At 40.1% G+C, this 25432-nt stretch carries 25 protein-coding genes; 1 reads left to right on the plus strand and 24 read right to left on the minus strand.

The window, feature by feature from the left end; all coding sequences use genetic code 11:
* Positions 1 to 39: 39 nt before the first annotated feature.
* From A4S05_RS23975 to A4S05_RS24090, 24 genes are all read right to left on the minus strand, one after another.
* Positions 40 to 915, minus strand: a complete 876-nt coding sequence (locus A4S05_RS23975; RefSeq protein WP_069072290.1) for an AAA family ATPase — start codon at positions 913 to 915, stop codon at positions 40 to 42.
* The gene (gene holA / locus A4S05_RS23980; protein WP_069072291.1) at positions 912 to 1871 is read right to left on the minus strand and encodes a DNA polymerase III subunit delta; all 960 of its coding nucleotides are present in this window, start codon (positions 1869 to 1871) and stop codon (positions 912 to 914) included. Before holA ends, A4S05_RS23975 begins: the two co-directional genes overlap by 4 nt.
* 144 nt (positions 1872 to 2015) lie before the next feature.
* Positions 2016 to 2798 (minus strand): hypothetical protein, encoded by a 783-nt coding sequence (locus A4S05_RS23985; RefSeq protein ID WP_069072292.1) that lies wholly within the window; start codon positions 2796 to 2798, stop codon positions 2016 to 2018.
* Positions 2799 to 3066: 268 nt separating this feature from the next.
* The gene (locus tag A4S05_RS23990) at positions 3067 to 4884 is read right to left on the minus strand and encodes a 3'-5' exonuclease (RefSeq protein WP_069072293.1); all 1818 of its coding nucleotides are present in this window, start codon (positions 4882 to 4884) and stop codon (positions 3067 to 3069) included.
* A gap of 11 nt (positions 4885 to 4895) precedes the next feature.
* Positions 4896 to 5285, minus strand: a complete 390-nt coding sequence (locus A4S05_RS23995; RefSeq protein ID WP_069072294.1) for a hypothetical protein — start codon at positions 5283 to 5285, stop codon at positions 4896 to 4898.
* Positions 5286 to 5655: 370 nt separating this feature from the next.
* Positions 5656 to 5823 (minus strand): hypothetical protein, encoded by a 168-nt coding sequence (locus tag A4S05_RS41940; RefSeq protein ID WP_176727083.1) that lies wholly within the window; start codon positions 5821 to 5823, stop codon positions 5656 to 5658.
* A 247-nt stretch (positions 5824 to 6070) separates the two neighbouring features.
* Positions 6071 to 7432, minus strand: coding sequence for a DNA polymerase III subunit gamma/tau (gene dnaX / locus A4S05_RS24000; protein ID WP_069072295.1), 1362 nt, complete (start codon positions 7430 to 7432; stop codon positions 6071 to 6073).
* A gap of 66 nt (positions 7433 to 7498) precedes the next feature.
* Complete coding sequence (dnaN, locus tag A4S05_RS24005) at positions 7499 to 8875, minus strand: DNA polymerase III subunit beta (RefSeq protein WP_069072296.1); 1377 nt, start codon at positions 8873 to 8875, stop codon at positions 7499 to 7501.
* An 80-nt stretch (positions 8876 to 8955) separates the two neighbouring features.
* Positions 8956 to 9948 carry a DUF5895 domain-containing protein gene (locus A4S05_RS24010; RefSeq protein WP_084227239.1) on the minus strand — a complete coding sequence of 331 codons (993 nt, stop codon included), beginning with the start codon at positions 9946 to 9948 and terminating at the stop codon, positions 8956 to 8958.
* Between the two features lie 132 nt (positions 9949 to 10080).
* A complete protein-coding gene (locus tag A4S05_RS24015; RefSeq protein ID WP_069072297.1) occupies positions 10081 to 10428 on the minus strand; it encodes a hypothetical protein in 348 nt (115 codons plus the stop codon).
* Between the two features lie 220 nt (positions 10429 to 10648).
* The gene (locus A4S05_RS24025; protein ID WP_256091122.1) at positions 10649 to 11701 is read right to left on the minus strand and encodes a DNA methyltransferase family protein; all 1053 of its coding nucleotides are present in this window, start codon (positions 11699 to 11701) and stop codon (positions 10649 to 10651) included.
* Positions 11661 to 12011, minus strand: a complete 351-nt coding sequence (locus A4S05_RS24030; RefSeq protein ID WP_069072299.1) for a hypothetical protein — start codon at positions 12009 to 12011, stop codon at positions 11661 to 11663. Before A4S05_RS24030 ends, A4S05_RS24025 begins: the two co-directional genes overlap by 41 nt.
* The gene (locus A4S05_RS24035; protein ID WP_069072300.1) at positions 12008 to 12691 is read right to left on the minus strand and encodes a hypothetical protein; all 684 of its coding nucleotides are present in this window, start codon (positions 12689 to 12691) and stop codon (positions 12008 to 12010) included. Before A4S05_RS24035 ends, A4S05_RS24030 begins: the two co-directional genes overlap by 4 nt.
* Before the next feature lie 62 nt (positions 12692 to 12753).
* Entirely contained in the window at positions 12754 to 13593 is an 840-nt protein-coding gene (locus A4S05_RS24040; RefSeq protein ID WP_069072301.1) for a ThiF family adenylyltransferase, read from the minus strand.
* Positions 13581 to 14177 carry a Mov34/MPN/PAD-1 family protein gene (locus A4S05_RS24045; RefSeq protein ID WP_069072302.1) on the minus strand — a complete coding sequence of 199 codons (597 nt, stop codon included), beginning with the start codon at positions 14175 to 14177 and terminating at the stop codon, positions 13581 to 13583. Before A4S05_RS24045 ends, A4S05_RS24040 begins: the two co-directional genes overlap by 13 nt.
* A 2-nt stretch (positions 14178 to 14179) precedes the next feature.
* Positions 14180 to 14902, minus strand: coding sequence for a prokaryotic E2 ligase family D protein (locus tag A4S05_RS24050; RefSeq protein WP_069072303.1), 723 nt, complete (start codon positions 14900 to 14902; stop codon positions 14180 to 14182).
* Positions 14899 to 15627 (minus strand): hypothetical protein, encoded by a 729-nt coding sequence (locus tag A4S05_RS24055; protein WP_069072304.1) that lies wholly within the window; start codon positions 15625 to 15627, stop codon positions 14899 to 14901. Before A4S05_RS24055 ends, A4S05_RS24050 begins: the two co-directional genes overlap by 4 nt.
* 43 nt (positions 15628 to 15670) lie before the next feature.
* Positions 15671 to 16093, minus strand: coding sequence for a hypothetical protein (locus tag A4S05_RS24060; RefSeq protein WP_069072305.1), 423 nt, complete (start codon positions 16091 to 16093; stop codon positions 15671 to 15673).
* Between the two features lie 5 nt (positions 16094 to 16098).
* The gene (locus tag A4S05_RS24065; protein WP_069072306.1) at positions 16099 to 16593 is read right to left on the minus strand and encodes a hypothetical protein; all 495 of its coding nucleotides are present in this window, start codon (positions 16591 to 16593) and stop codon (positions 16099 to 16101) included.
* A gap of 2 nt (positions 16594 to 16595) precedes the next feature.
* Positions 16596 to 17594, minus strand: a complete 999-nt coding sequence (locus A4S05_RS24070; RefSeq protein ID WP_069072453.1) for a bifunctional DNA primase/polymerase — start codon at positions 17592 to 17594, stop codon at positions 16596 to 16598.
* Positions 17595 to 17645: 51 nt separating this feature from the next.
* A complete protein-coding gene (locus A4S05_RS24075; protein ID WP_069072307.1) occupies positions 17646 to 18665 on the minus strand; it encodes an NADAR family protein in 1020 nt (339 codons plus the stop codon).
* 134 nt (positions 18666 to 18799) lie between these two features.
* Positions 18800 to 19546, minus strand: a complete 747-nt coding sequence (locus A4S05_RS24080; RefSeq protein WP_069072308.1) for a hypothetical protein — start codon at positions 19544 to 19546, stop codon at positions 18800 to 18802.
* A 101-nt stretch (positions 19547 to 19647) separates the two neighbouring features.
* On the minus strand, positions 19648 to 22368 hold the full coding sequence (locus tag A4S05_RS24085; RefSeq protein WP_069072309.1) for a DEAD/DEAH box helicase: 2721 nt from the start codon (positions 22366 to 22368) through the stop codon (positions 19648 to 19650).
* A gap of 79 nt (positions 22369 to 22447) precedes the next feature.
* Positions 22448 to 23332 carry a LysR family transcriptional regulator gene (locus tag A4S05_RS24090; RefSeq protein ID WP_069072310.1) on the minus strand — a complete coding sequence of 295 codons (885 nt, stop codon included), beginning with the start codon at positions 23330 to 23332 and terminating at the stop codon, positions 22448 to 22450.
* 105 nt (positions 23333 to 23437) lie between these two features.
* Between A4S05_RS24090 and ilvD the strand changes: the two genes are divergently transcribed.
* A complete protein-coding gene (ilvD, locus tag A4S05_RS24095; protein WP_069072311.1) occupies positions 23438 to 25129 on the plus strand; it encodes a dihydroxy-acid dehydratase in 1692 nt (563 codons plus the stop codon).
* Positions 25130 to 25432 lie beyond the last annotated feature (303 nt).

Genomic DNA, 25432 nt, shown 5'->3' on the forward strand with positions numbered 1-25432 from the left:
TTCTAACTGGCAGTGCTTTTTGATAATGGGTGTGTTTTGCTATGGCAGAAGTAGGTTATCCCAAACGCTTCTAGGAGTAACGTGATGCAGCAATTGCTTCCTTGCTTGAGTAAATTTAGCTAGCAATTGAGTGTTTTTTAATTTCTGCCACCAGTCGTGTTGCAGGTAGGTAAGCAGCCATAATTGTGTCTCGTGATTCCAGCTTGAGATGGAGTTACTCAAACTGAGTGCGTTGAGAATATCGTCAGGAGGCACTTCCAGTTGACTTGTGATTTCTTTTGAGATGGAAGCTAACATTGTGATGTTGGCGATCGCTTGACCAGGACTGCCTGAACTGATAGCTAGTATTTTTTCTGTTACCTCGATTTGTTGGTCTTTCAGAACAGAGATAACCTCCTCATCAGTTAACCTTTGGAAAGGTATGATTTGACACCTACTCTTGATAGTAGGTAATAGCTTTTGAGGATAGGACGAGATCAGGATAAATGTTCCAGTTTTCGGTTCTTCCAGCGTCTTGAGAAGTTTGTTGGCGGCGGTAGGGTTGAGCATATCTGCTTCGTGGATAATGACCACCTTTTGCTTGGCCTTGACTGCACTAGTTGACAGAAATTCAATTACCTCGCGCACCTGTTCTACTCGAATAGCAGGTATACCTTTCTGCTGGGAGGCGTTTTCGAGATGGGTTGGTTTGATTTGTAAGATGTCTAGATGTTTATTTTCTCCTGCGATCGCGGAGCGACTCTCTCTTGGGAGTATCGCATTTGCGATCGCCAGAGCAGTTTTTCCTTTCCCTACTCCCTCAACTTGACTGCTAAATAGGTATGCAGGAGCAATTTTATTCTGTTCGATTGCTTCAGTCAGCAGAAGTTTGGCGGTATGCTGTCCGGTGATTCCTGTAAATGGGTTGTTTTTCATATCGTAGAAATTTCAGCAATTCGACTGGTTAGGTTGTCAACTCCGCTTTTGAGTTCGGCTTCGAGTTGTACAAGTAAAGTAAGACTGTGTTTAAGCTTTTGAACGCCTACAAACTTGACTTCCTCTTTGAGGTAATACAATCTTTTGGGGTTTTTAAGTTCGCCTATTTCTGCAATCTTAGTATCAGATAATTTAGTTTCTACCCCAGCTTTGGTTATTAACCAAGTGCGAAAAATAGAGGTAAGTGTTGCTACTATTTTGAGCGGGTGTTCATTATTATTTAGTAGTTTAGATACTTGCAATATTGCTAAACTGGGATGGTTTCTTAACATAGCAATGGTAAGCTTTATGTAGTCAGTATTATGATTCTCAACAAGCTGTTTGACTTCCTCAACAGAGATTATTTTTCCACTTTTATAAACAGCAAGTTTAGCGAATTCGCTATCGGCTCGTGCAGTGTTATTGCCAATTGCTTCAGCTAGGTAATCAGTGACATCTGGAGTGAGTTTAACTTGATGGATGGCTGCATATTTTCCTATCAAGTTAACTATCCCCTTTTTATCCCAACTTGGGACGAGAGGAAACTCTTCTTGTTGGGCATATTTTAGAATAGTTTTTACTACTGTTCTGCGCGAATCTGGCTTTTTATTACCAGTAATTAATAGAAGGTTGCTTGAAGGTATTCGGGAAAGGTAATTTTCAAGTTGTTGGTTATTATCTTCATTTGATAAACTTCCAATTAGAGAGTCGCTGTCTGTATGAATAATTTTGTTACCTTCTCCAAAGGGCAAAGCCATAACCTCGGTAAAGACTTTGGTAGCAATATTTTTCTCATTTCCAGATAGCTTAACGTAATTGAAAGCTCTCCATTCCGCATGAACATTTTGATTCACTAAATAATCAATTCTTTGATTGAGTGAGTAGCTATCTTCGCCGTAGTATAGGTATACAGTCATGATAGATTAGATAAACATTTATTTATCAGACGTTAGTCATAAGCGGTGGTTTAAAAAAAGAAGAGTTAGTGTTAACTCTTTCTATATCCTTAGTGTTTGTTATGTAGCCCCTAGCAAAATATAGCAATCAGCAAATACTTACACTTAATTTTGTATTGGCTGTACTGACTTATGATTTGAGACTTTCTCAACAGTATTTTCTACTGGTTGAGTACCCAAATATTTCCGCCAAGAATCCAATTGTTGGAGATATTCTATTACTCCACTAGAACCAGTTACCTCATATAGCGCAATAGCTGTTTCCCACTCCTTTAAGCTAGCTTTTTTCTTGGAAAGAATTTTGACTATAGCTCCTGGAAGTTTAGTCTCTTTACCAGTATCTAAATTTAGGTGTGATACCCTTTCTAGTAATAGTTCTTGTTCCGATAAAGGAACACCACCATCTTCGATGTTTATAGTATGAAGTTGGGCACTAATTCCTGATAGAGGAAGAGTGTGCTGAATTAATTTTTTAACTTTCTTGGTTTTAGTATTCCTCCTTTTTGGTTTAACGATAACTGGGTTGTTTGGGTCTGCAACTTCGTAACACTGGGGAAGTTCTAGAGAAAGTTGACCTGTTAAGTGCCATGATGCAGTTCGTTTTTCTGGCGGGGTGATCCGGTACGAGAACTCGGCTGTTTTTCTTGCATCGCCAAATTTCCTTAGTTTGACCCGCATCTTGTAGCTGATAATTCCTTGAATGTAGGTTTTTGGGTCTAATATTATTCGGTTTGTATTTTCCCACCACTCAATTTCAACAACGCGATCGCCATCTAATTCATAGATACTTCTAACTCTGGCATTAGGATGAGATGAAAGGAATGAGTTCACCCAAGCCCTTTGTTTTTTATTAAGCCTGGGCTTGCGATATGAGGATTTATTTTTCATTAATTACCTTCCCAATTTAAGAATAATATCTCCATTAGTACATCAATAAATTAACGAACTTAATCAGTTAATTAATGACTGATACTGTGTTTACTAATCTGATTTTGATGACATATTTTTTTGTGTGAATGCCTGAGAATACTTTATTGGAAGCCGATTTACTTGTAAGTATTTGTCATTATTTACAAAATGTTGAGAATTCATGAATTGAAAAAAGACTTGATATTTATTATTTTCAGTTCTTAGGTTAAATATCAAGTTTATTCATCTAGAAAAGAGATAACTGATGTTTATTATTTTGTAGTATTTCAGGATCGGCTATTTTGAGGATTTCTTCTCGCCTTTTTTCGATAAGGTCAAGATAGTATTGACGTGAATAGCTCTCATTAGTGCTGATATTAGTAATACCTCTGATGCCGTAATAGTAAATTACTACATCTCCAGGTTTTCCTAATTTAAGAAGTTCTTTTTCCCCAATACGAATTTTGCGAGTAATGGAGAGTTTTTCTATCGGGTATTTCCCTGATAAAATCTGCGATTTTACTTCTCTGAAATATTCCTCTGCCGTAGATTGGTTTTGGATTAAGTAGGTTAGATATTCAACAGGGAATTCTTTCTCTAGTTTTGAGCGAGAACGGTTTCTCCAACTACCTTTGCGGATAATCAAGTTATCTTTCAACCATAACAGATAGTTCTTAGTTCCCCTTTGCGGAATAAACATTGCCTTGGCAATAAACTCTAATTTGACAGTTATCTCTTTGGGTAATTGAGACTGAAGTGTGGCATATACTTTTTCTGGGTTGGGGTGAGTAAAGAACACCCCGTCAGTATCAACTTCTACAGGGGTTGCACCAGCATTATTGATTACCTCAATCATGAATTGTAGGGTGCGCCGACCGTAAGCTGTTACTAAGGCGGCTGCTTCCATATCGTTGAAGGCGAGTTCCGATGTTCCGAAGAACCCAAACTGAGAATTAGCTAAAACTTTGGTGGATTCTCTTTTTTCCTTGGCAACAATGTCTCCAGTGCTGGCAACTTGTTCCAACCTTGATTTTTCATCTACCAAATATTGTAAGATGCTCAAGCCGATTCGCTTTGTATCCTTACGAGAGACAATCCCTTTCGACAATATGGTTTTGGGGTACATAGAACTGATATCGATGTACCCAACCTTTTTATATAGTCCTGGAATAGAGTAGGCTATCCCCCCTTGAAATTTATACTTACGGTCGGGTTTGGGTTTGTATCCTGGATAGTGATGCGAGAATATTTGCTTCCACTTGGTGCCGTTACCAGCGAGGGCTAACTGCTGGAGGTTCATTCCCGGTACAACCAGTGCTTCATAGTGGTATGAGGGTACAAGTCTGTTAGCTATGAGTTGCGTATCTTCCAAGTCGTAAATAAGGTAATCCTTGATTTTCTGCCATCCCCTACTACCAGAACCGGCTTTCCAGCAGGCGAGAATTTCTTCATAGGGGAGAACCAGTCGCGCTTGCTTACGCAATCCCATTTCCAGTACCACCTGTTTAAGCGATCGCCCGTTAGTAAGTTCCTTGGCGACAAAATCCCACCTGAGAACGCAGATAAAGATATCTACGTGTAGGCAGTTGCGAATGAATACCTCCCGAATTTCCAGTGGTTCACCACGTACTTGGGCAGTTCGGATAGTGCGCTTCTTAGATGCAATTCTAAATGGATGAGAAATGCCATGTAACTCGCAGCGGGTGATGAGAAACGGTAGGTCAAATTCTGTTCCATTATAGGTGTAAATTACTTCTGGTTTGCTTGCTTCTAGGTGTTTGAAAAACTCCAAAAGGATTTTGCTTTCGGCTTGATCCATAAAGATGGCAATCTCTCCTATCTCCCTCATACAGCCAATTGCATAGATACGATTTTCTCTTGGGTTTATCCCTGCCGTCTCAATATCGACTACCAGAGTTTTGAGTGCCCCGTAGGTCGGAATATTTACTGTGGGATGCCACTCAGGTATTGGGGTAGTATCTGACCAGAATATGTCGAGTCTTTCCTCATCAACGATAATCTTATTACCAGATTTGGTAATAAAATCTCGGTGGTTATAATTCATAATCTCCAAAATTAATTACTCTTTTTTGGCATGAATACTTGTGGTTTAGTTTGTGGTTTTTTTGATGATAAAAATACCTCAAAAATTATGTCTAGATTATTAGGAAGTGCGAATATTGAAAGCGGCTGCGTATGTGGTTCTTTTTCTTCTAATAGTGCGGTCATAATTCTGTACCAGGGTACTGCTGCTAATATTGATGTTGTTGCTGTAAGCAGCCATACTGGAAATTCGCGTACTTTTAATTGGTTGTAAGTGTTTTTAAGCTTTGAATTGTATTCCAGCCATGCAAATGCTACTAATTCTTTGAGAAGGTCTTGCCTACCATTGCTGTATATATATTTGCACGCTTCATCTACACATCGCTCATGAGTTTGTTTGTAAGCAATTGTTATTTCTAGCATTTGGATTTTTTCTGCTTCTGGTACTTTCCATTCATTAATTGAGTCATTACTGTATAAATTTTTGGCACAGCTAGAGGCAACCGCTAAAATGCTAAAATACAGTCAAGGTTTTTTCTAAGTCTGTCAATCTCTAGCAGGCAGTCGTTAAAATGCGCTATTCCATTACTGCATTGAACTGAACTTCCCTTGATCTGTTCTGATAGCTGTCTGGTGGCGAATAGTCCATCGATAGTAAGTGTGCCATTAATGGCTATATCTAAAATTTCGAGAAAACGTTTTTTAAATAGTGCAAGGGTTTGTTTACGATCTAAGGTTTTAGGATGGGAATAGATAACTCCGCTAATTTCTGATTTATCGGGACATTCATTTCCTACGCCTGGAAAATGTCTCCATAATGGTTGCCTTTTTCACCTTTGGCAAGGCATAATTCGCCAAAACATTTGGAGCATCGCGGTAATTCGTCAATATACGTATCGAAATCTGCGATCACTGCTGGTAATTCAAGTCCTGTACGAAGGCTAATTGCTGCAACTGGCATAATTTTAATCAGATACTTCCAGAATGCCAGTTGTTAAATTTTGTTGTGGTATTACTTGATATCTTAATTTTTTGCTTCCCAGTCAGGGCAGTCTTTATTAATATTGAGGCTTACTGCACAAGGTAGATATTGCTGTAGATGCAAGTGTATTATATTTAATGTAATTTTTGAATAAGCCTGGAAAAATCTTTCCCCAAAGTTATTATTGGGGAAAGTAAGTGTTTTTACAAAGTGACGAACATTTGAATTAGGCAGTTTGTAATTGAGACTTCATCTGAAGCTCTTGTACCAGTTGTACCCATGCAGGTGCTTTTTTACCTTTAATGGGAGTAAGATTGTTCCAGTGCCTTTCGAGTTCAGATTGAGATAAATGTGGGAGTTGTTCCTTACCCCAATTTATAGCATCTTGGATTGTTTTCCAATTAGTCCAAGGTTGTTTTTCTTCTTTGATATTGGTTAACTCAATGAGTGTCGCTTCCAACCAAAGTTTAGCTGCCTCCGAGTCACGCATTAACTGTTGTCTTGACATTAATAGAGCAATACTTGCCTGAATCTGGGTTAGTTCCCACATCTGAGAAATAGTAACGAGTTCCTGCCAAGTGTCTTCCTCCAGTTGAGTAATTTGTCTATTATCAGGAGCAGTTTTAGCCACTAACAGGTCTTTGAGAAACCCAGTTAAACTTGAGTATATGACGAATGGGTTTTTGCCATACTCAATTAAGTCTTGGAGGATTTGTAAGTTAGCTGTTACGTCTCCTTTAGCAAGATTTTCGGTTAGGGTAAGTAGGTCATGTTCGGGAACGACACCTGATAATTCCCAAACCCAATTTGGTGTGATTTCATCTACTCCCAGGTTGCTCAATTGATCGAGCAATACAAGACAGTTGCGAATAAAACCTCCACAAGACTTGACGATCGCCCAAATACCAGGTGCGTTAATGTTGATGTTTTCATTCTGGGCAACTTTTGATAAATACTGAACAAGTGTTTCTAGTCCTACTCTCCTAAAATCAAACTTTTGACAGCGCGAGATGATAGTTTCAGGAACCTTGTGTATTTCAGTTGTGCAGAAGATGAAAACTACATGACGGGGTGGATTTTCAATTGTCTTGAGGAGTGCTTGCCACGATTGACTGCTTAGGGCATGACATTCATCAATAATGAAAATTTTGTACCTTCCCTCAACTGGTGCAAACTGGGTAGTGGAAATTAACTCGCGGATTGTTTCTACCCCGCTATTGCTGGCAGCATCTAACTCAGTTACATCCAGGGAAGAAGAGGCTGTAATTCCCTTGCATGAGTTGCATTTTCCGCAGGGCTTGGTTGTTGGCTCCTGGGTTGACTGACAGTTGAGGGATTTAGCCATGATGCGGGCGGTGCTAGTCTTGCCCGTGCCTTTGGGGCCGTTAAATAGGTAGGCGGGTGCAATCTTCTGGAGTGCGATCGCCGTCCCTTGCGCGTCTCCTTTAGGAGAAGGCGGGCGTTGCGCCATCGCGGAGTGACTCCCTCCTGGGAGTATCGCATTTATGAGAGTGCGGACGATATGTTCCTGCCCGATTACTTCACTAAGGGTCTGGGGACGGTATTTGAGATGTAGTGGTTGGTACATAATTTTGATGATAAACGAGTGTTTTATTTACTTCCTACCAGTGTGGTTGGTAGGAAGTTTGATTTTTTAGGCAGTCGCTGCTTCTTTTTTCGTTCGTGGCGATCGTAAAGTTGACTTACCTTTGGTAGTATCTTTCGCTACCACAGATGGCGTTTCTATTTGAGGAGTTTCACTATCGTCTATTGCCTGTGCCACATTTGTTACTTCTTCAGTGCCAGACTCAGTTTGAGTGCTAACTTCTGTTACTTCTTCAGTACCAGGCTCACTTTGAGTGCTAACTTTTGCCTTTGTACTTTGGCTATTTACCTTTTCAAACCCCTGCTTGATTTCTACAGGCATTACCAGATACAACTGATTGAGCAGTCCTCCCATTGGGCAGACAATGACTGGTTGCGTGGGTTTGTTGCACCGCACCACGATTTCATCGGTACTGATATGCTTTAATCCTTCGATAAGGTAGTCGATGTTTAATCCAATACTGATGTTTTCTGAATTACTAGTTACCGATTTCATCAGTACCGAGTCAACTGCATCCCCAATATCAGTAGCTTCAGTGTATAGTGTTGCCTGTGTAGCTTCCAATTCCCAGAGGATTTTGACAACCTTTTGCTTGCGTTCGGCTAGATAACTTACCCGCTTCAGCGCGCTCTCAAATCCCTTGCGCTCTAATGTAAATTCATACTTAAACGACCGGGGAATCAAGCTATTGATTTTGGGATATTCTCCCTCCAGAAGCCGGGAAATGAGCTTTGTATTAGGAAGGCTAAACTCGATAGTTCTATCTGATAGAAGAATATTGCAGACGCTCGTATCGGCGCTTTGAGAGAGAATTTTGTTTAACTCGCCAAGTGACTTACCTGGAACAGTGAAGTTGATTGGGTCTGAATATTCACTATCGAGTGTTCCTGTTACTAGCGCTAATTTGTGACTATTTGTACTAGCAGCTTGCCACTTGTTGGTATCAATTTTGAAGTTGACACCAGTTAAAACCAACTTTGTTTCGTCGCTGCTGGCGCAATAGAGCGTCCCTTCAAGTGCAGCTTGGAGTTTCTTGGCACTTAAGTTTATCTCCGTCGGGTTTTCTCCCTTGGGAAGTGTTGGGAACTCGTCACATTTTCCGCCAATTAGTCGGCACTTACCGCTATTGTGAGTAATTATGCAGGCTTGATTTTCTACTTCTAGGGTAATTTCGCCTCTGACATTACTAACAGTATCAGTTAGTAGTTTGGCAGGAAGTGCTACCTGACCTGAAATTTCGACATTAGCGGTGGTTGTAGTATGAATTGTGAGGTTAAGGTTTGTACCTGTTGCTGATACTATCCCGTCTTCGTCTGCAATCAGTAAGATATTTCCTAAAATTGGGTCAGTGGGTTTAGGACTGATTGCGAGGTAAGCGGTTTCTAGAATTTCTGCGAGTTTAGATTGTTCAATTGTTAGTTTCATTTGTTACTTGGTTTTTAATGGATGATTTCTTAACGGGCGCTATTTCTAGCACCCTTTTTGCTTAGATGAGGTAGTTTGTTTTAGTAAGGCAGTTGTTTCATCTCAGTACTGTATGCTGTATAATCATGACCTTCTGTACTAGGAGGAAGTGCTGCTATTGGCATATCGGCTGCACCTATCAAGCGGTTATGTTCTGCTACAACGGTTGATGTTTTACCGATGCGGTGAGAGAATTCGGGATTTGCCTGCATCGTTGTTTGGATATCGATTTCTTTGGCCTCTGAGAAGAATTCGAGAAAATCGCTCCCATCGGGGTTTGGTGATTTGTAGGAAGTGACAACTGCTACCCAGGATTTATCTCTTTGGTTAACTGCTTCTTTCGGTTCAAGGGATGGTGTGAAGGTGGGTTGAAATGCACCAAGGCGATGAAACTCTGCACGTTTTTCAGCGACAGTTGTATCAGTAAATCGGGCGAATGCAACCTCTAGTTCGCGTTGGAACTGTTTGTAAGCCTCGCCAAATTTTGATGATGCAACGCCTTTGATTGACAAGACAATTGGTACTGAGTGCAGGTTGTTATTATTTTCATCGACAAGTTGCAACAAGTAGAATCGTCTCAATACTGCGGCATCTTTGCCGAGTGCTTGGTACATTTCGTACCCATCAGGTGATTCGTACACCCCCACAATTTTGCCATCATCGCGCTGTTCAATATATCTGGGAGAAACATCAAGAATGTGCATTCTGGGCGATTGCAACAACACTCCCATTTCTGGTGTGCCACTGGAGAAGGTGTGCTTGTGTGTTGGTTCTTGTCCTTGCCAGTTAATTGCTGCTAAATACTTATCTTTTATAAACAACCCAACTTTTTCTGCTTCCATGTGGTTGATGACTTGGCAGATGCAGATATTGCTAATCGGCGCATTGTACTCAGGATTTGCAAATTTAGAAATAGCTGATTTACGCTTTTGTATGTTTGCCCCATTCTGAACGGTTTGTTGAGGGGGTTCTGACTCGGACGCTGCGCTTTCTTCAATAGCAGAATTAGTAGGCTTTGTTTGATTTCTTGCCATAACTTTAATTAATTGAAATCAATCTTTAATGCGTCAAGCAAAAAGCCGTTGTAAAAAATAAAAGTCGTCTGTTATAAATGACGACTTGAAATATTTATTAATTTTTCGCTATTTGGATATAGTTTTCATCATTTAAACTTTAGAATCTTTAATCGAGAAAACCTCGCAATCGCTTGTGGAGGTAAACCCTCTCGCAGTGCTGTTCTCAATGCACTCTTTCTTTAATTCGGTAAAGTTGTTCATGTAAGTGTCTTCGTGAATAATTCCAGTTTTGGTATTTAAAAGTGTCTGATAGATTTGCTGAAGATTGATGATGATTTGTCTAAGAACAGATGTATTTTCAGTTGTGAAAGTCAGTGACACAGATGTTGTGCTTGAATTGTGTATTGCAACTGTTTGTTCTTCAGGTGCGCCATAAGTTGTTATGTGACTATCTTTACCAGGAATAAATCTGTATGAAGCAATAGTTTCAATTGCCATATTTATCTCCTTGTTCGCTGGGGTTTAATTTCAAGCATTTTATTAGTAAGTTTGGTGACATTACTGACTTTCCAACCAGCAAGCTTGCACTTACTCACTGCTAGTTCTAATTCTTGCTGTGTAAGGATTTTGTATCTCGCATACTTTCCGAATTTAGGGAAAATGTACGTGACATACCTAGTTTCATCAATTTGGCAGTACGCCATACGTTTGTAGTACACTATGATTTAATTATTTTGACGATTCTAGTAGCTACATTTGTAGGGTTATTTGAACTTAAAAAGGCATCTTTATCTACCAACTCGACATAGCTCTTATTGCTCTGTAGCCACTCTTTGAAGCTTTGATACTTCCGGTTGAAGAAAACCGATTCAGGGACGACTGAAACTAATATACCACCTGATATAATTAACTTCCAAGCTTGATAGATATGCTCGACAAGTTCGCAAAATGGAGGATTCATGATACAGGCATTGTATAAATGACTGGGGTTAAACTCCAGAAAGTTTTTCCCTACGAGATTAAATCCTTTGAGTTCTAAAATTTGTCGTAGGTTGTAATTCACCTCAACTACCTCTACTTGAACATTTGGGTAAGTTTGAGTGATATACTCAGCAATATTTCCGCTACCAGCGCTCGGCTCTAAAATTCGCCAATTTGGTTCAATATCTGCCAGTTGAACAAGCCGTTGACAGACTACTTTGGGAGTAGGAAAGAAATCTCCAGATTTCATGCCAATGATTTCTAACTCAAGCTTATTAAGTTGTTGCTTGGTAGTATCAATTGCTTCAGGTTTTACTACCTGTTGAATTTCTGTTATTGCTGATATGATTTCGCCTGATGTATTTAACCCGGCACGACTGAGAGATTTTACCCAGTCTTGGTAATATTCGCCTTCTAGTATTTCTTGGACTTTCTGGCTAATTTCTCCACTTTGAGAAATCCTAAATAGGACTTCCACCTGTGATTTACGAAATATACCGCGTAGTATTGGTGGGATATTTCCTGTTTCCCACATTTGTGCGATCGCAAATAGCCAAGACTGAATAATCTCAAGTTCAATTCCTTCTTGGATTATCCCTTGAGCGATGGTTTTACGGCGCTTTGTTGCCCTTTGACTCCCAATAGCAGGATTTTTCTTTTGGTCAATAGTTGGCTGCATGGAAGCGGCTAGCTTGCGGAGAGCTTCTGCTTTTTCTAAGTTAGGAATATTGAAAATATCTAGTGATGAGTTATCCTCGTTGTAGGACAGATTCAGTAGAGATAGTTGCATTGCTAGATTCCTTTAAATCTTTAACGGCGCATTTAAGAATTAGGGAGGTTGGCACATTCCAAGTTTTTACCTCCCATTCAGTAGCTAATCGTTCTGAGTGACGGATAACTGCACTACTACATTTGTTTTTTCGTAGAAGCCAATCTCTAAACTTTTCGGCTTGTTCTTTGGTATCAAACCCGAAATAGCTGGTTTTCCGGTTTCCCAAGGGATCAGTAATAGTTGCTACCCGACGTGAGAGAATATTGAGCGTCCAACCACCGTTAGAAGTGAGTTCGATTTTAGTGATATTTAATTCTGTTGGATTCATAATTCCACTTCAGGAATTGCTGCTAAATATTCCGTAGTTGATATTTCTCTTGCCAGCCATTTATCATGTGCTTCTTGAGGAGTTATTTTATCGGCTAAATGTTTCTTTTCATTGTTATCTCCTATAAAAGGAGCGATTGTTTCTTCTAGCCGTTTTTTGAAAGCTAAATGTTTCTTTTCAGAGTAAGTAAACTGGTAGATGCTGTCAGTATTTATGAATAAGTAAACTAGGCTAATTTGTTCTAATGGCATTCCAGTTCTTTCATGAAGGAGAAATAATCTCAATTGGGTTTGCCATTTGCTCTCAAGAATTTCAAATTTAGGAGGTTTTTGAATTGTCCAGTCAAACCCAACTACTTGATTTTCACCATAGATAATGAGGTCGCACTCACTATAGAGAAGAATATCGTGATATAAATATTGAAGTTGGGCGCTCCATTGTTTGTTTCCAGGAATGTTTAGAAAAGGTTTTACCTTATCAACCCAGTTATTAATTTGGGGGTATTCCTTTAAGAAAGGTTCGACTGGTAGCCCTAACCCAATTTGTTGCATGACAAGATGAAACTGACCTCCAGCAACTTCGGATTCACTTTTTACAGTGAGATTAGAATAATTTTTCGTCGATAAACACTCTGGATGATGTTCGGCTAGCTCAAGTGTTTTGTAATTGAATCGATTCATAAAAATCTATCCCAAATTTGTTTTTTGGGATAAATGTGCGTGAGCTAGTTGTGGTGATTTGTCTACGGCATATAGTATTTTTTCAGATTGTCGATGCTTGCGTATAAACTTCGGGTTGACATTGCTTTGAGGTCAAAATAACTGGCAAACTTTTTCAACCCTCCCGTAAGGGTTAATTCTAGTAAGTACTGGGCTGCGATCGCACTCGTCATTTTATTGACAAATAGCGATTGATAATTCCGTGCTTGAATTTCCGCACATGAGAGGTTATTGGCTATGAGTTCTTCCAGTTGAGGAACTAACAATTCCGGGTGAACTAGCGCCGGGGAGGGAAGATGCAACCAGAATTTAGGTTTGTCTGAGTTATTGGCAGCTTGAACTATATCAAAATTAGAGTGCGTTCCAACTATTATTTGGCCGGAGTGGTTGCTGTTTCCACAATCCAGCCAAAATAGCGATGCTGGCTCATTTGCACTGTTCAGTTTGAGAACTGAGTGAATTTTGCTCCTGGCGGCGCTGTTATCCACACAACCAATAATTACTGTTAGGGTGTTCCATGAATTGGTGGTGCGAATCATATCTTCTTCAAACCAGTCGCAAATGGCTGTAATCTCTATTCCATACTTGGCGCTGCATCTTGCAGCCAGTGTTTGTACCTTTGGTAGCCCAATTTCAGCTTGTTGATAATTTTGGCGGCTGATATTCTTGAGTTCGACAGTATCACCATCGACGATCGCAAAGTTAATTTCTTTTCTAGTGTGCTGGAGTTGCAGAATAATTCGACATAAATCTTCTGCAAGAAACCCGCCTGTTCCTCCTACTCCTACTAAAACAAAGTTGATACGAGTATGATTGCGAGGTAAGACTGGTAAAGCTTGTTGGTAAGCAGTTAATTCGAGCATTTTACTTGTGGCGGAAGTTCAAATATTTGATTAGGATTGATGTCGAAAAAGTGATTGTATATCCCGATGCGGGTATAGATTGTGGGAATGATATTCAGTGTGCCGATGATCGCGAACACTCGAAATTTACCTTTTTCTTCTAGATTGTCCGCACTTGAAGGGTAAGCAGCTAGAGTTCCATGACTGTGTATTTCCAATAGCCCATCTGTATAGCTTTTATCGAGTGCGCTTTCTAAAGATAGGACGTGAGTAGAAGACGCAGTTTGCAGTGGCGTGTGACACCACCATTGGTTGTTTGTCACTCCCAAGTAGAATAGGATTTCCTGTTGGGGGTTGATACTGGCAGCATTGATAATATCAGCGATTACAAGGCTTGGGACTTTTGGGACTTTCAGGCGAAAGTAGGGTTCAAGAGGTTGGAGTCCAGCAACTTGAGTTTGAGTTAGTTGTAAGCAAACCTCTAACTCGCGGCGGTGCGATCGCAAGAAAAGCCCATTTGCTGCAAGCCAGTATTCTTGAAGTTTTTGGCTGTAGGGAGGAAAATTATTACTTATAGCGAAGTGATAACCGATAAAGGCATTCATGGCTAACTGAACAAATGATTGATAATGTCTTCTGGGGTTGTGACTTTCCAGCTATGAACGGAAACAAGGTCACTTGAAGGGTAGGATTTGGGTTTAGACTCGTGCAATTTGATTAGCTGGTTGCAGATATTTTCGGGATGAGTTTTTGACTTGCCTTGGGACAAGTCCTTATTAAAGGGTGATTTCCAGAACAGATCCCAAGTTTGGCTTATAGTTGCAGCACTGCACATACCGGGAGAATTTCCCCCAAAACAAATACCAGAGTCGTCCCAGACGTTAGGTAGAGGTGGCTTGTACAGTTGCGCGTCTGGTTTAAATACCCTCCCTTTAACTGCCCACAGGTAATATCTACTACCGCATCCAGCCAACAAAAATGCAGGCATGGGGACAGTAATTACTTTAGTTTCCTGTCCCATAATTTGAATTTGATATTTTTGGGGAGAGTAAAACTGAATAATTGCCTCTCCCTCTGGATTTTTACCCCACCAAATCGTGTTGCTAGAAAGCCATCCAGATGTAGCAGTTTTACTTGTGAAGGCTTTCTCTACTGCTTCAGGGGAAAGAAATTTGTACTTAGATTTTTTGCCTTCGTGTTCGACTAAAATAAACTGTCCTTTGAGGATAACTAACTGCGCCAGTAACTCATCTTGGGGAATATTTGCAAGCAGGATTTGCGATATACTTTCTAAGTTAATTATTGGTAATATGCTTGTATCTAAATTCATGATTTTGATGCTCTATTCCAAATTTTGACTGCTGCTTTCCGAGCAGGAAGAGATGTTTCTAGCAAGTGGGTAAGCTTATTTGATTTTTCCATCATCGAGACGGCTTCTTTCCACTTTTGACCGAGAAACATGATATTCTCATAAGTCCATTCCAGCCAATCGCTTGTTTCACACGTAATATCTAGCCAGATATTTTCAGTCGAGTGATCTATAATTCGTATGGCTGTATCTAAATATTGAAGAGGACTTTTATAACGACGGCATAGCTTGACAAGTGTCTCGAAGTAAATTTCTTCTGCTAGAGCAATGTAATCAGGAGTAAAACCAAAATTTAGTTCCCATTGGCTTATATTGTACCCTTGCCCCGTCAACGATAGGAGGAACTTCTCTGAGTATTCTAGTTCCTCGAAATCTTCATACCACCACTCAATTTTTTGTGGTGACACAGGAATACTATTATGTTCAGAACTAAACTCAATCTCGTCGATATATTCTATTGGGAATAGATGATCATTCACCAGTTGAATAAATTCAATTTCTCTATCCATATAGGCGCTTGCTGGATGTGATTGTTTATCAATATGAATGGTTGATTCTAGCCATTGTACAGGGAATATTTTTTGATACAGACTTAAAAGATTTACTCGTTCGGAGAGATTTTCTAGGTAGATAATTGCTGTTAAACAAGTAATGGGTATTTTGAATGATTGTATGTTTGCAAGCATAATTAATCAGCCGCCATAACTCATAGCGGCTATAAATTTGTTATTACAGTACGGGATATTTACTCGTGGTAGCAGGTTGATGCTCAAGGCTTCGAGTTACTTTTTCGATGTAGGTTTCCCAATTTTGACCGAGCTTGATAGCTTTTTCTATCTCAGGTTGTAGGGTAATTAAATTTTCGAGACTAATTTGATTTTTTATCTCCAGAAGCTTTATCTGCCACCCTAACTTTAGTGCAGGATTTATTTCTTCAGAACTATTTTTCAATTCTCTGAATTGACTTCCCTTAGTACCTGCTTTTTTTACCAAACGAATTGAAACCGTATCATCAGTTGTTTGTCGTTCAATTTCGGCATTAGCATATTCTGGAAAGTAGACGCTAATAGCTGTTTTGAGGGTATTGTCATCTTGGGCGATCGCCTCATCAAGAGAAATTTCTTGTCCTTCGATAATCGCAATGTACTTCATGGTAATTAAAATAGTGACAGTTGGTTGTTAGGCGCGGGTGTTTTATCTTTATCTTCAGACAGATTGCGCTTTTGTACTTGTCTTGATTGTTCCTGTCTATTCTGATGTATAGTCTGCTTTTCCATCCTTTGCTTGCAGATATCTAACATCTCTGGGAGAGATTTTTCTAAATCCTGTAGCAGGTTATTTATGATAGGATGAGATGTTATCTCAGTAAGGTTAATTATTTTGATAATTGGAGGTGCGCCTTTGATTCCAATTGAGACAATTACTGTTTCAGAATTTGGTATTAGTTGAATGGTTATTAAGGTGGTTTTTGTGTCATAATTACCTAAATCTATCTCGGTAGATGAATCTGGGTTTATGACTTCAGTGTTTACTAATTCATCTAATGTTTCTTCTAAATCGCTATTCTCCTGAATATCAGGATTAAAATCTCTACTGCTGTAACTGTCTTCAAGGTTAGTTACATTCTCGTCAGGTAATATTTGACTGCTCATGATTAAGAGAGATTGGCTAATCTAAATAAGGTGCGGATAGTGATACCTGTCTTGTTAAAAGACTGCCATTTGTAGGCGCATTCGCCTGATTTGTACTTAGGAGAAAGTTGGCTCCAAGTGTCCCATGCTTTAAATAAAATGGGACTGACACTATGAAGTGCCATCCCGACTTGAATCCACGAGTGGTAATCATCTGCAAATCGAGGGTGTATGACTTCAAGTAGTACAAGTGCAGTCTGGATATTTGTCTCGATTGAGGGAATTAAATGAGCGTATCTGTCTACCCCATATCTGCGGTTATATTTTTCTTGGGGTAGGTTAAACTTTCTTGCTTTCTCCTGTTTGGCAAGCATCTGAGCAATTACCCAGTCGGGAGCTATTTCTATTTGGCGCTCAGATGGACTACAGCCAGGAAGCCATCTGTAATTTCTGCCCTCTGGATGAAAGGAAGGGGGAAGGATTGAGGCTAGATTTTTGCCTCGAAATTCCAGATGTTCATCCTTCCCAGTTTTGATTTTGCGAGATTTTACTTCCCAAGCTTTTGAATTTGGGATGAGGTATAAGCGCTGGCTCCGATATTTCCTTCCAGAGGTAAATGCAATTGTGGGAGGAAGGTATTTTTGAGCGCGATCGTGTAACGACTCCGTAGGAGTATCGGTTGCTTCGGCGGGTATTATCTGGTTGAGTTCTTCTGGTTCTGTATGTTCGTTAATTTGGATAATTTGTCGCCAGGAGGTTTCCCCGTCGCAGTCAATAGCTACTAAGTACCCTTGAGGATGATTGGAACCGCATACCAAAGCTACACCAGTGGGGGTGATCAATCTGTTATTTGTGCAAACTTTTAGGCGGCGGCGGACGAGTTCGGCTTGTAGTTCTCTGGGAGAGTAAGTATTTTTTTCCCATTCTTTCCCTAGAGGACGTTTACCAAAGGTGGGGACGATTCGCCATTCTTCGGGTAAGTTGTCAAGCGAAGATACCAAATGACGGATTTGGGCGTGCATGAGTTCATAAAGCTTTTTATTAAATGACTCCTGCATCCTTATTGCGTTAGTTTATGTAGTGGTTTTCATTTCTGTTGGCTCTGGTTCTACTTGAATGATGCGAACTCTACCCATCATTTGTTTTATATTTCTCTTGACGTAGAAATTACCCCCAATTGCCAGTCCGTAATGGCACATATCGCAAAGTTCTTTATCCATGTCAATGTAAGAGCCTTTAAACGATTTGGTTCTAAACCCCAAATTATTCTGAATTTTTGCCGTGTTTATGTGCCAAACTGTTACGCGCTCATAGCACTGTTGTTTGAGATATTCTTGCACTAATCTGTCTATACCTCTGGCATCGCTGATGTGGATTTCTGCCCCCAGATTAATAATAGTGTTAAGGCGTGCGATCGCATCTGTTGGAAGTTTAGTAATGGATGTATCTCTGTCACCGAATATATAAATTTGGATACGTTGTGACGGAAGAGTTTGGTTATTGATAACTCGGTTTTTGTATTTATCCAGGTAATTTTTTGCTTTATAGTTAGCAGGAAAGTGATGGGATGATAGCAGCCACTTCTGAAGATTAGTAAGGAATTCTGGGCTGACTAGCTCGTTGATTGGTGAGACTAATGTTTCAGCCATTTTGTAGTGGTTACGAACGAACATTAATAGCTTGCCTAAATAGTTTTCTCCAGTGTCTCCTGTGGGAATAGCTTTACCATCTTTGGTAACGACAGCCGGAGCACCCCAGAATAAATCTCCCCAGGAATTCCACTCAACAAGTGATTCACCGTATGTTAGCATTAGTTCCTTATACCATGTGCCAGAAGGATGAAATTTTATGACTAGTCCTTTGAGCATGACGGCAATTTTGATATTTTCCCAGCCGCAACGCAGAGATATCTTTTTGCCAGCAAGTTTTGCTTGAGCTGGATTGAGGGATGCAATATATTTTTGTTCTTCTGGGTTGGTTGTCTTTTGGGCTTGGAAAAAATTCTCAACTGACCAGTATTTGATACCATCGGCTGTGATAGGTTCTGCTAGCAACTCAAAATTTGAAAACCAGTTTTTAATTTTTGCTTGCATTGACTTTAATTGTTAAATATGATTAAAGGGATATGCGTAGCATTAGTATATAAATTGCTTTTTTAGTACTACCAGTAAGTTACTGGTAGTAATTGATTTTTTATGAGATTAATATTTCAGATGGTGATTATGTTTTAAGCCAACCTTTGGTTAAGTGCATTTTCGACTTGATAAGTTCCAAGAGTACAGTTTGTATTGAAGGGAAACGTAGGAAATTCAAGATAATTATTCATGGTTTTTGTTACCTTGCATAGTACCATTATCCCTTCCCTACCCTTCTTTTCTTGATTGTGATAGTAGCTGATAACCTCAAACTCATTGTTACCAGCTTCAAATCTGCTTCCTACATATTGGGAGATAGCGTTTTTCCAATCTGGCTGCCAGAGCATGAGTGTATCTATTGCCATTGCTCTAACAACCGGGTTATCTAATTTAATCAGGATATCTGGTAAGTAATGGCATTGTTTGGCAATTACCTCTCGTGCGTAATTTATTAGCCAATACTCTGCTTCTTTTAAGAGAGCTTTTGATTCTAGATTTTGGCATACTTCATCGTAAACTTTAGACATTAAATATGCCCTTTGTTCAAAAACCATCCCATTAGTTCGTAATTTTAAGTCTGATGGATAATTAATCATCAAATCAGCAAGCTCGTCACTGATTTGAGGAAGAGTATATTTTTCATTGTCTTGCTCTTTTGGATGGGATATTTTTACTTCATATCCTAGATTGACAGCATGATTGATAATAAAGTCGATGCTATTAGACTCAACAAAATCTCCTAACTTAAAATCTGTTTCTAGGAGGATATCTGTTGGTGCATGGAGAATTTGAAACCGTTTAGGGTTTTGACTTGAATCCGCTAATAGTTCGATGTACATTGCTTATTCTCACAAATTTTCATAAATCTTGTGCGTAAGCGATGTATGTGGTTTAATTACTGAAAAAATAATCCTACCCATCTTGGGTAGAATTATCTTAATTATTGATTAATGGTTCTTGTTTTTGTAAGATTGATTATTTCCTCCAGTAGAGATAGCCCAACTGATTTAAACAGTGCTTTGTTATCATCAGGGCAGCGTTGAATTGTTGTACAAGATGAGCAGCCGTATTTGCAAGGGCAATTATCTACTAGAAACTTTGCCTTAATAAAAGCGGTTTCTAAATACTTGATGAGAGTATCGCACATACCTGTACCGTGTTCGCATGTATCGAAGAAATAGCCTACTATGTTATGATTTGATGGTACTTCGATTAACATGAAATCGATATCTCGACTGTTTGCTCCATGTTCGACAAGTGGTAAACTGAGCATGAGTTGGTGCGCGAGAGTATGAACGCAAATCTGAGTTTCATTGCTTTCAAATATTTGTTTCTCTTCATTGGAAATATATTTCTGTTTGTTGAGTATCTCTTTTCGGAGATTTTTGACGACGGCTGAAAAATATTTTCTTGCATCAGCGTTAATTTCAACCCTAACGCAGAATGTATTGTAATTAAGAGCAAATGCTTCCTTGTATTTATTTTCCTCCAATAGTTCGACAAATTCTCGTTCAATAAGTTGGGTATTGCAAGCAGGACAAGTTTGTATGTGTCCGGGTAAATTTAAATTGAAGTTGCGACATCTGTTATTAGTGCAAGTCCATTTTTGTTCCAGCCTGTACAAGTTGTACCCGTAAATTTCTTCTTTGATTTTGGCTGAAACAGGTGTAAATCTAGCTGCCCCTTGGGAAAGATTGATAATTTTGGCTTCCCCTACAATTTTGATTTCCTCGAAATTTAGGCTTCCTTCGGGACGACTAAATAGGTTGGTTGCCTCAATTGGCTTGAGAATTGCTTTCCCTTCGGTTAAATTTAGCTCTTGTGATTTATACTGTACGGGGTTGCCGTCAAAGTCTTGAGCAAGATATATGGCACCAGGGTAAACTTCTCGTAGTGCAGATGATGCCGAACTTTCCTCAAACTCTTCTGCACTATCTTGATTGATATAACTGATGTTTTGGTCAGTGTTGCCTCTGAATTTAATTTTTGAGTGGACATAACCGAGGTTTCGATTAGTTGTCAGTTTTTGGTTATAACTGAAAATTAGTTGATTATTACCGATTAGCTGTCGGGCGATTGCATCGCCAGAAATACTAAAATGTCGGGCAATTTGAGCTTGTGTTGGTTTACTTTCTTTGCAACAGGCGAGAATGTGCTGCTCCAAAATTGTTTCATAATTGTGGTTAAAGTTGATAATTTCTGGAGGGTCAGATAAGAGGCGTTTCGGGTGATTGGCGTAGTAAGAGTCCATAATCGACCTTTTCGACGGGATAAATACCAATAGCCCTGCTTCCTGTCTGCCTGCACGCCCCGCCCTTTGGCGAAAGGCAAGAATTGAGCCTGGGTAACTATGTACGATAGTTGCATCAATAGACCCGATATCCAGACCCGCTTCTAAAGCACTCGTGGATATAATGAACTTGACCTTCCCGCTTTGTATATCTGCAATAATTTTGTTCCGCTGATTTGCCTTCATGCTGCCATAAAATGCTGAGATGGTTTCTCCCATGTGGGGCAGTTGCATCTCTACTAAAGCTTTACGAATGGCATTAGTTAAAACCTTTACCAGTTCTCTACTATCGCAGAAACAAATCCCGACTATTCCTTTACTTACAAGCATGGCTGCAACTTGGGCAGTTTGGTAAAGAGTATTGTTTCGTGCTTTGAGGCTAAGGAAAGTAATCTCCGAGCGTTTTGCTCCACTTTGGTCGATAATAGCAAGGTTGCTTTGTTCTACTCGATTGGATATCTTCTGGGCAATTTCGCTGCTGTTACTAATTGTTGCAGAAGCGAATATGTACTGCAATTTAGAAATATTATTGCCAGCAGATTCTATCATTAATTGAGTTCGCCGATTAAGTAGGGCAAAGTGTGAGCCAAAGATGCCTTGATAGAAATGCGCTTCATCACAGACTATGATTGAAAGTTTTCTGATTGTTTCCCTAAATCCCCAGTTTGAGTCAAACTGATAGTTGTTCAGTTCGTGGTTCCATACATCGGGTGTAACGCATAAAATCGAGGGTTGATGGCTGTAAAGTTGTTTGCGCTCTTGGGGAGGAATATCACCATTGATATTGAGAACTTGGGGGCGAATTTCTTCATCTAGGTGGCTAACAAACGAGCGAATTTTCTCTACCTGATCAAATGCAAGTGCTTTCAAGTTAAAAAATACTAAAGCTGATTTACCTTTTAGGCACTCGTGAACGATTGGAATTAAAAAGGAGATACTTTTACCACTGCTGGTTGGAGTTTGAAGAATAATATCTTCCTCTTTTTTGTAAGCTTCCCATGCCTCGACTTGATGAGAGTATAGTTGCGTAATTCCTGACTTACTTAAAGCAAGTTTAACTACAGGGTGAATATCATCTGGTATGGGACAAAGTTTAGCTTCTTGAGCCGGAATTATATCACAACTTTGTAGTTTTCCTGAGCCATCAAGAATAGCTGCTATTTCTTGGTACAGAATACTTTTACCTGTTGGTGCTTGATTAAGAGGTAATAAATTACCGCTATTTACCTCCTGCTCCCAGTCAAAAATAATTTGATTTACACTTCCCTTTTTGAAGTAAAGATTTTTCTCGATGATGGCGGCGATATGGATAACACCATGTTCTTTAGAATAAACCTGTTTATTTGCTTGTAACCATTCAAGCTGGGTCATAAAAAGTTACCTACTTGCTGTTTTAGCAAGTAGGCGTTAGTCAAAAGTAGTGGTTTTTGTTATTGCCATAACTGACTAATTAACCACAGATACTTCTGACAATTTGTAGAAACTCCCGTAAAACAGGTGTCATATCCTCTTGTCGCCACACTACAGCCGTTTCTACTAATGGTGTTTTCTCTTCTAAAACGCGATAAACGACACCAGCCCTTTGAAGATTTTGCAAAGAAGACGGTACGATCGCAATCCCCATTCCCGCTGACACCAGCCCAATAATTGTTTGCATTTGGATTGCTTCTTGAGTCACTTTTGGGCTAAAATTTCCTTGCTGGCAAAGACTCACGATTTGATCGTAAAGTCCGGGGCCCAAATGGCGGGGGAACATAATAAAATTTTCGTCTTTTAGCTCGCGCACTGAAATATTTTCTTGTTTGGCTAAGAAATGAGTTTCTAGCAAAGCTACAATTAGTCCTTCTTGCTGAATGCATTCTTGATTGAAAGTGTTGTCTTCTAAAGGTGGATGAGCAAAGCCTACATGGATGTGGCGATTGAATAGCGCTTGTTCTTGCTGAGTTGTCGTTAATTCCTGCAACACTAACTCCACCTCTAGAAACTGTTCTCGAAACCGCCGCAAAATCACAGGCAGCAAATCGTAAGTTACCAAGCTGGTGAAACCTACTCGTAGTTGTCCTTTCTCACCCCTACCTGTCCGTTGAGTCAGATCAATTGCCTTGGACAGTTGAGCAAACAATTGATAAGCTTCTTGCAAAAATACTTGTCCGGCTTCCGTTAGCTGCACCTGTCGTTTAGTTTTGCGTTGAAAAAGTTCTACCCCAAGGGATGCTTCTAGCTGCTGAATTTGCTGGCTTAAGGGCGGTTGAGCGATGTGAAGTCGCTCTGCGGCTTTACTAAAGTGTAGTTCTTCAGCTACTGCAATGAAGTAGCGCAGGTGTCGCAGTTCCATAGTTTTGATATTTTATAAGTCTCAAATATCTATAAATATATATTGGACATATTAAAAATTGCTACATATCATACTCATACATGCAAGTCAGAGGATGATGTAACTATGTCGGAGAATTTGAGAAGCCAAGTTGTAACGCAAGGAGTACAGCGATCGCCAAATCGAGCTATGCTGCGTGCAGTTGGTTTTAAAGATGAAGATTTCAACAAAGCCATTGTCGGTATAGCCAACGGTTACAGCACCATCACCCCCTGCAATATGGGGATAAATCAACTGGCACTCATAGCAGAGGTTGCTGTTAAAACCGCCGGGGCAATGCCACAAATGTTTGGCACAATAACCATCAGCGACGGGATTTCGATGGGAACTGAAGGGATGAAATATTCCCTAGTATCGCGGGAAGTCATCGCTGATTCCATTGAAACCGCCTGTACTGGACAAAGTATGGATGGTGTGCTAGCCATTGGTGGTTGTGATAAAAATATGCCAGGGGCAATGCTGGCGATCGCCCGGATGAATATCCCTGCAATATTCGTTTACGGTGGCACAATTAAACCCGGTCACTATAACGGACGCGATTTAACAGTTGTCAGTTCTTTTGAAGCAGTTGGTCAATACAGTGCTGGAAGAATTGACGACAAGGAATTATTAGAAGTTGAAAGTCGCGCTTGTCCTGGCGCTGGTTCCTGTGGAGGAATGTTCACAGCTAACACCATGTCTTCAGCATTTGAAGCACTGGGGATGAGTTTGCCGTATTCTTCGACAATGGCGGCGGAAGATGCCGAAAAAGCTGATAGTACGGAAAAATCAGCGTTTGTGTTAGTCGAAGCTATTCGCAAACAAATCTTACCCCGCCAAATTATCACCCGCAAATCCATAGAGAATGCTATCTCTGTGATTATGGCGGTGGGTGGTTCGACGAATGCGGTGTTGCATTTCTTAGCGATCGCCCGCGCTGCTAATGTAGACTTAACGCTAGACGATTTTGAAACAATCCGCGCCCGTGTTCCGGTTTTGTGTGATTTAAAACCTAGTGGTAAATATGTAGCTACAGATTTGCACAAAGCTGGTGGCATTCCACAAGTAATGAAGATGCTACTTGTGCATGACTTGTTACATGGTGATAGCCTGACCATTAGCGGTCAAACCATTGCAGAGATATTAGCAGACATCCCCGAAGAACCATCTGCCAATCAAGATGTGATTCGGACTTGGAATAACCCGATGTATGCTCAAGGACATTTAGCCATCCTTAGAGGTAATTTGGCAACGGAAGGGGCAGTCGCTAAAATTACTGGCGTGAAAAAACCAGTAATTACTGGGCCTGCACGGGTATTTGAATCAGAAGAAGCCTCTTTAGATGCAATTTTGGCGGGTAAAATTCAAGCAGGTGATATTTTGGTTATCCGCTACGAAGGGCCCAAGGGTGGCCCTGGAATGCGAGAAATGTTGGCTCCCACTTCGGCAATTATCGGGGCTGGTTTGGGTGATGCGGTGGGATTAATTACCGACGGGCGCTTTTCTGGTGGTACTTACGGTATGGTGGTTGGTCATGTTGCACCAGAAGCAGCAGTTGGTGGGGCGATCGCTCTTGTAGAAGAAGGCGATAGTATTACGATTGATGCACCTGCACGCCTCTTGCAGTTGAACATATCTGAGTCAGAATTAGCTCGTCGTCGTGCTAATTGGCAACCTCCTGCACCACGTTACACTAAAGGCGTGTTGGCGAAATATGCCTTTTTGGTATCTTCTAGCAGTATTGGTGCTGTGACCGATTTAGACTTGTTCAATAACTAGTGATTAAGCATATAGAGACCGAAAAAATTAAGAATAGACTAACAACAAGGACTGTTGAAGTTTTTGATGATTTGAATGGAATTGACCTATCCTGGGCGAGTAAGCAGTATCTTGGTGAGCGCTATCGCTAACTGAAGAAATTCTGTCCCGCTTGGAATTGTTGTGTTTTGAAGCTTAAAGCTATAGAATTTTTACGTTTTTTCTATTCTCCATGGCCTCAATTAAGGCTTGAATGATTAGGTCAACTGTACTAATCTAGTCTCAATTCAACTAAAAAGCGGAGATCAATTGTGATTGATCACA

Source organism: Nostoc sp. KVJ20, from assembly GCF_001712795.1.
GTDB lineage: Bacteria > Cyanobacteriota > Cyanobacteriia > Cyanobacteriales > Nostocaceae > Nostoc.

Excerpts from the sequence above, each read along its gene's own strand:
- A4S05_RS23975 (WP_069072290.1), bottom strand. The coding sequence starts at position 915 with ATGAAAAACAACCCATTTACAGGAATCACCGGACAGCATACCGCCAAA.
- holA (WP_069072291.1), bottom strand. The coding sequence starts at position 1,871 with ATGACTGTATACCTATACTACGGCGAAGATAGCTACTCACTCAATCAA.
- A4S05_RS23985 (WP_069072292.1), bottom strand. The coding sequence starts at position 2,798 with ATGAAAAATAAATCCTCATATCGCAAGCCCAGGCTTAATAAAAAACAA.
- A4S05_RS23990 (WP_069072293.1), bottom strand. The coding sequence starts at position 4,884 with ATGAATTATAACCACCGAGATTTTATTACCAAATCTGGTAATAAGATT.
- A4S05_RS23995 (WP_069072294.1), bottom strand. The coding sequence starts at position 5,285 with ATGCTAGAAATAACAATTGCTTACAAACAAACTCATGAGCGATGTGTA.
- A4S05_RS41940 (WP_176727083.1), bottom strand. The coding sequence starts at position 5,823 with ATGCCAGTTGCAGCAATTAGCCTTCGTACAGGACTTGAATTACCAGCA.
- dnaX (WP_069072295.1), bottom strand. The coding sequence starts at position 7,432 with ATGTACCAACCACTACATCTCAAATACCGTCCCCAGACCCTTAGTGAA.
- dnaN (WP_069072296.1), bottom strand. The coding sequence starts at position 8,875 with ATGAAACTAACAATTGAACAATCTAAACTCGCAGAAATTCTAGAAACC.
- A4S05_RS24010 (WP_084227239.1), bottom strand. The coding sequence starts at position 9,948 with ATGGCAAGAAATCAAACAAAGCCTACTAATTCTGCTATTGAAGAAAGC.
- A4S05_RS24015 (WP_069072297.1), bottom strand. The coding sequence starts at position 10,428 with ATGGCAATTGAAACTATTGCTTCATACAGATTTATTCCTGGTAAAGAT.
- A4S05_RS24025 (WP_256091122.1), bottom strand. The coding sequence starts at position 11,701 with ATGCAACTATCTCTACTGAATCTGTCCTACAACGAGGATAACTCATCA.
- A4S05_RS24030 (WP_069072299.1), bottom strand. The coding sequence starts at position 12,011 with ATGAATCCAACAGAATTAAATATCACTAAAATCGAACTCACTTCTAAC.
- A4S05_RS24035 (WP_069072300.1), bottom strand. The coding sequence starts at position 12,691 with ATGAATCGATTCAATTACAAAACACTTGAGCTAGCCGAACATCATCCA.
- A4S05_RS24040 (WP_069072301.1), bottom strand. The coding sequence starts at position 13,593 with ATGCTCGAATTAACTGCTTACCAACAAGCTTTACCAGTCTTACCTCGC.
- A4S05_RS24045 (WP_069072302.1), bottom strand. The coding sequence starts at position 14,177 with ATGAATGCCTTTATCGGTTATCACTTCGCTATAAGTAATAATTTTCCT.
- A4S05_RS24050 (WP_069072303.1), bottom strand. The coding sequence starts at position 14,902 with ATGAATTTAGATACAAGCATATTACCAATAATTAACTTAGAAAGTATA.
- A4S05_RS24055 (WP_069072304.1), bottom strand. The coding sequence starts at position 15,627 with ATGCTTGCAAACATACAATCATTCAAAATACCCATTACTTGTTTAACA.
- A4S05_RS24060 (WP_069072305.1), bottom strand. The coding sequence starts at position 16,093 with ATGAAGTACATTGCGATTATCGAAGGACAAGAAATTTCTCTTGATGAG.
- A4S05_RS24065 (WP_069072306.1), bottom strand. The coding sequence starts at position 16,593 with ATGAGCAGTCAAATATTACCTGACGAGAATGTAACTAACCTTGAAGAC.
- A4S05_RS24070 (WP_069072453.1), bottom strand. The coding sequence starts at position 17,594 with ATGCACGCCCAAATCCGTCATTTGGTATCTTCGCTTGACAACTTACCC.
- A4S05_RS24075 (WP_069072307.1), bottom strand. The coding sequence starts at position 18,665 with ATGCAAGCAAAAATTAAAAACTGGTTTTCAAATTTTGAGTTGCTAGCA.
- A4S05_RS24080 (WP_069072308.1), bottom strand. The coding sequence starts at position 19,546 with ATGTACATCGAACTATTAGCGGATTCAAGTCAAAACCCTAAACGGTTT.
- A4S05_RS24085 (WP_069072309.1), bottom strand. The coding sequence starts at position 22,368 with ATGACCCAGCTTGAATGGTTACAAGCAAATAAACAGGTTTATTCTAAA.
- A4S05_RS24090 (WP_069072310.1), bottom strand. The coding sequence starts at position 23,332 with ATGGAACTGCGACACCTGCGCTACTTCATTGCAGTAGCTGAAGAACTA.
- ilvD (WP_069072311.1), top strand. The coding sequence starts at position 23,438 with ATGTCGGAGAATTTGAGAAGCCAAGTTGTAACGCAAGGAGTACAGCGA.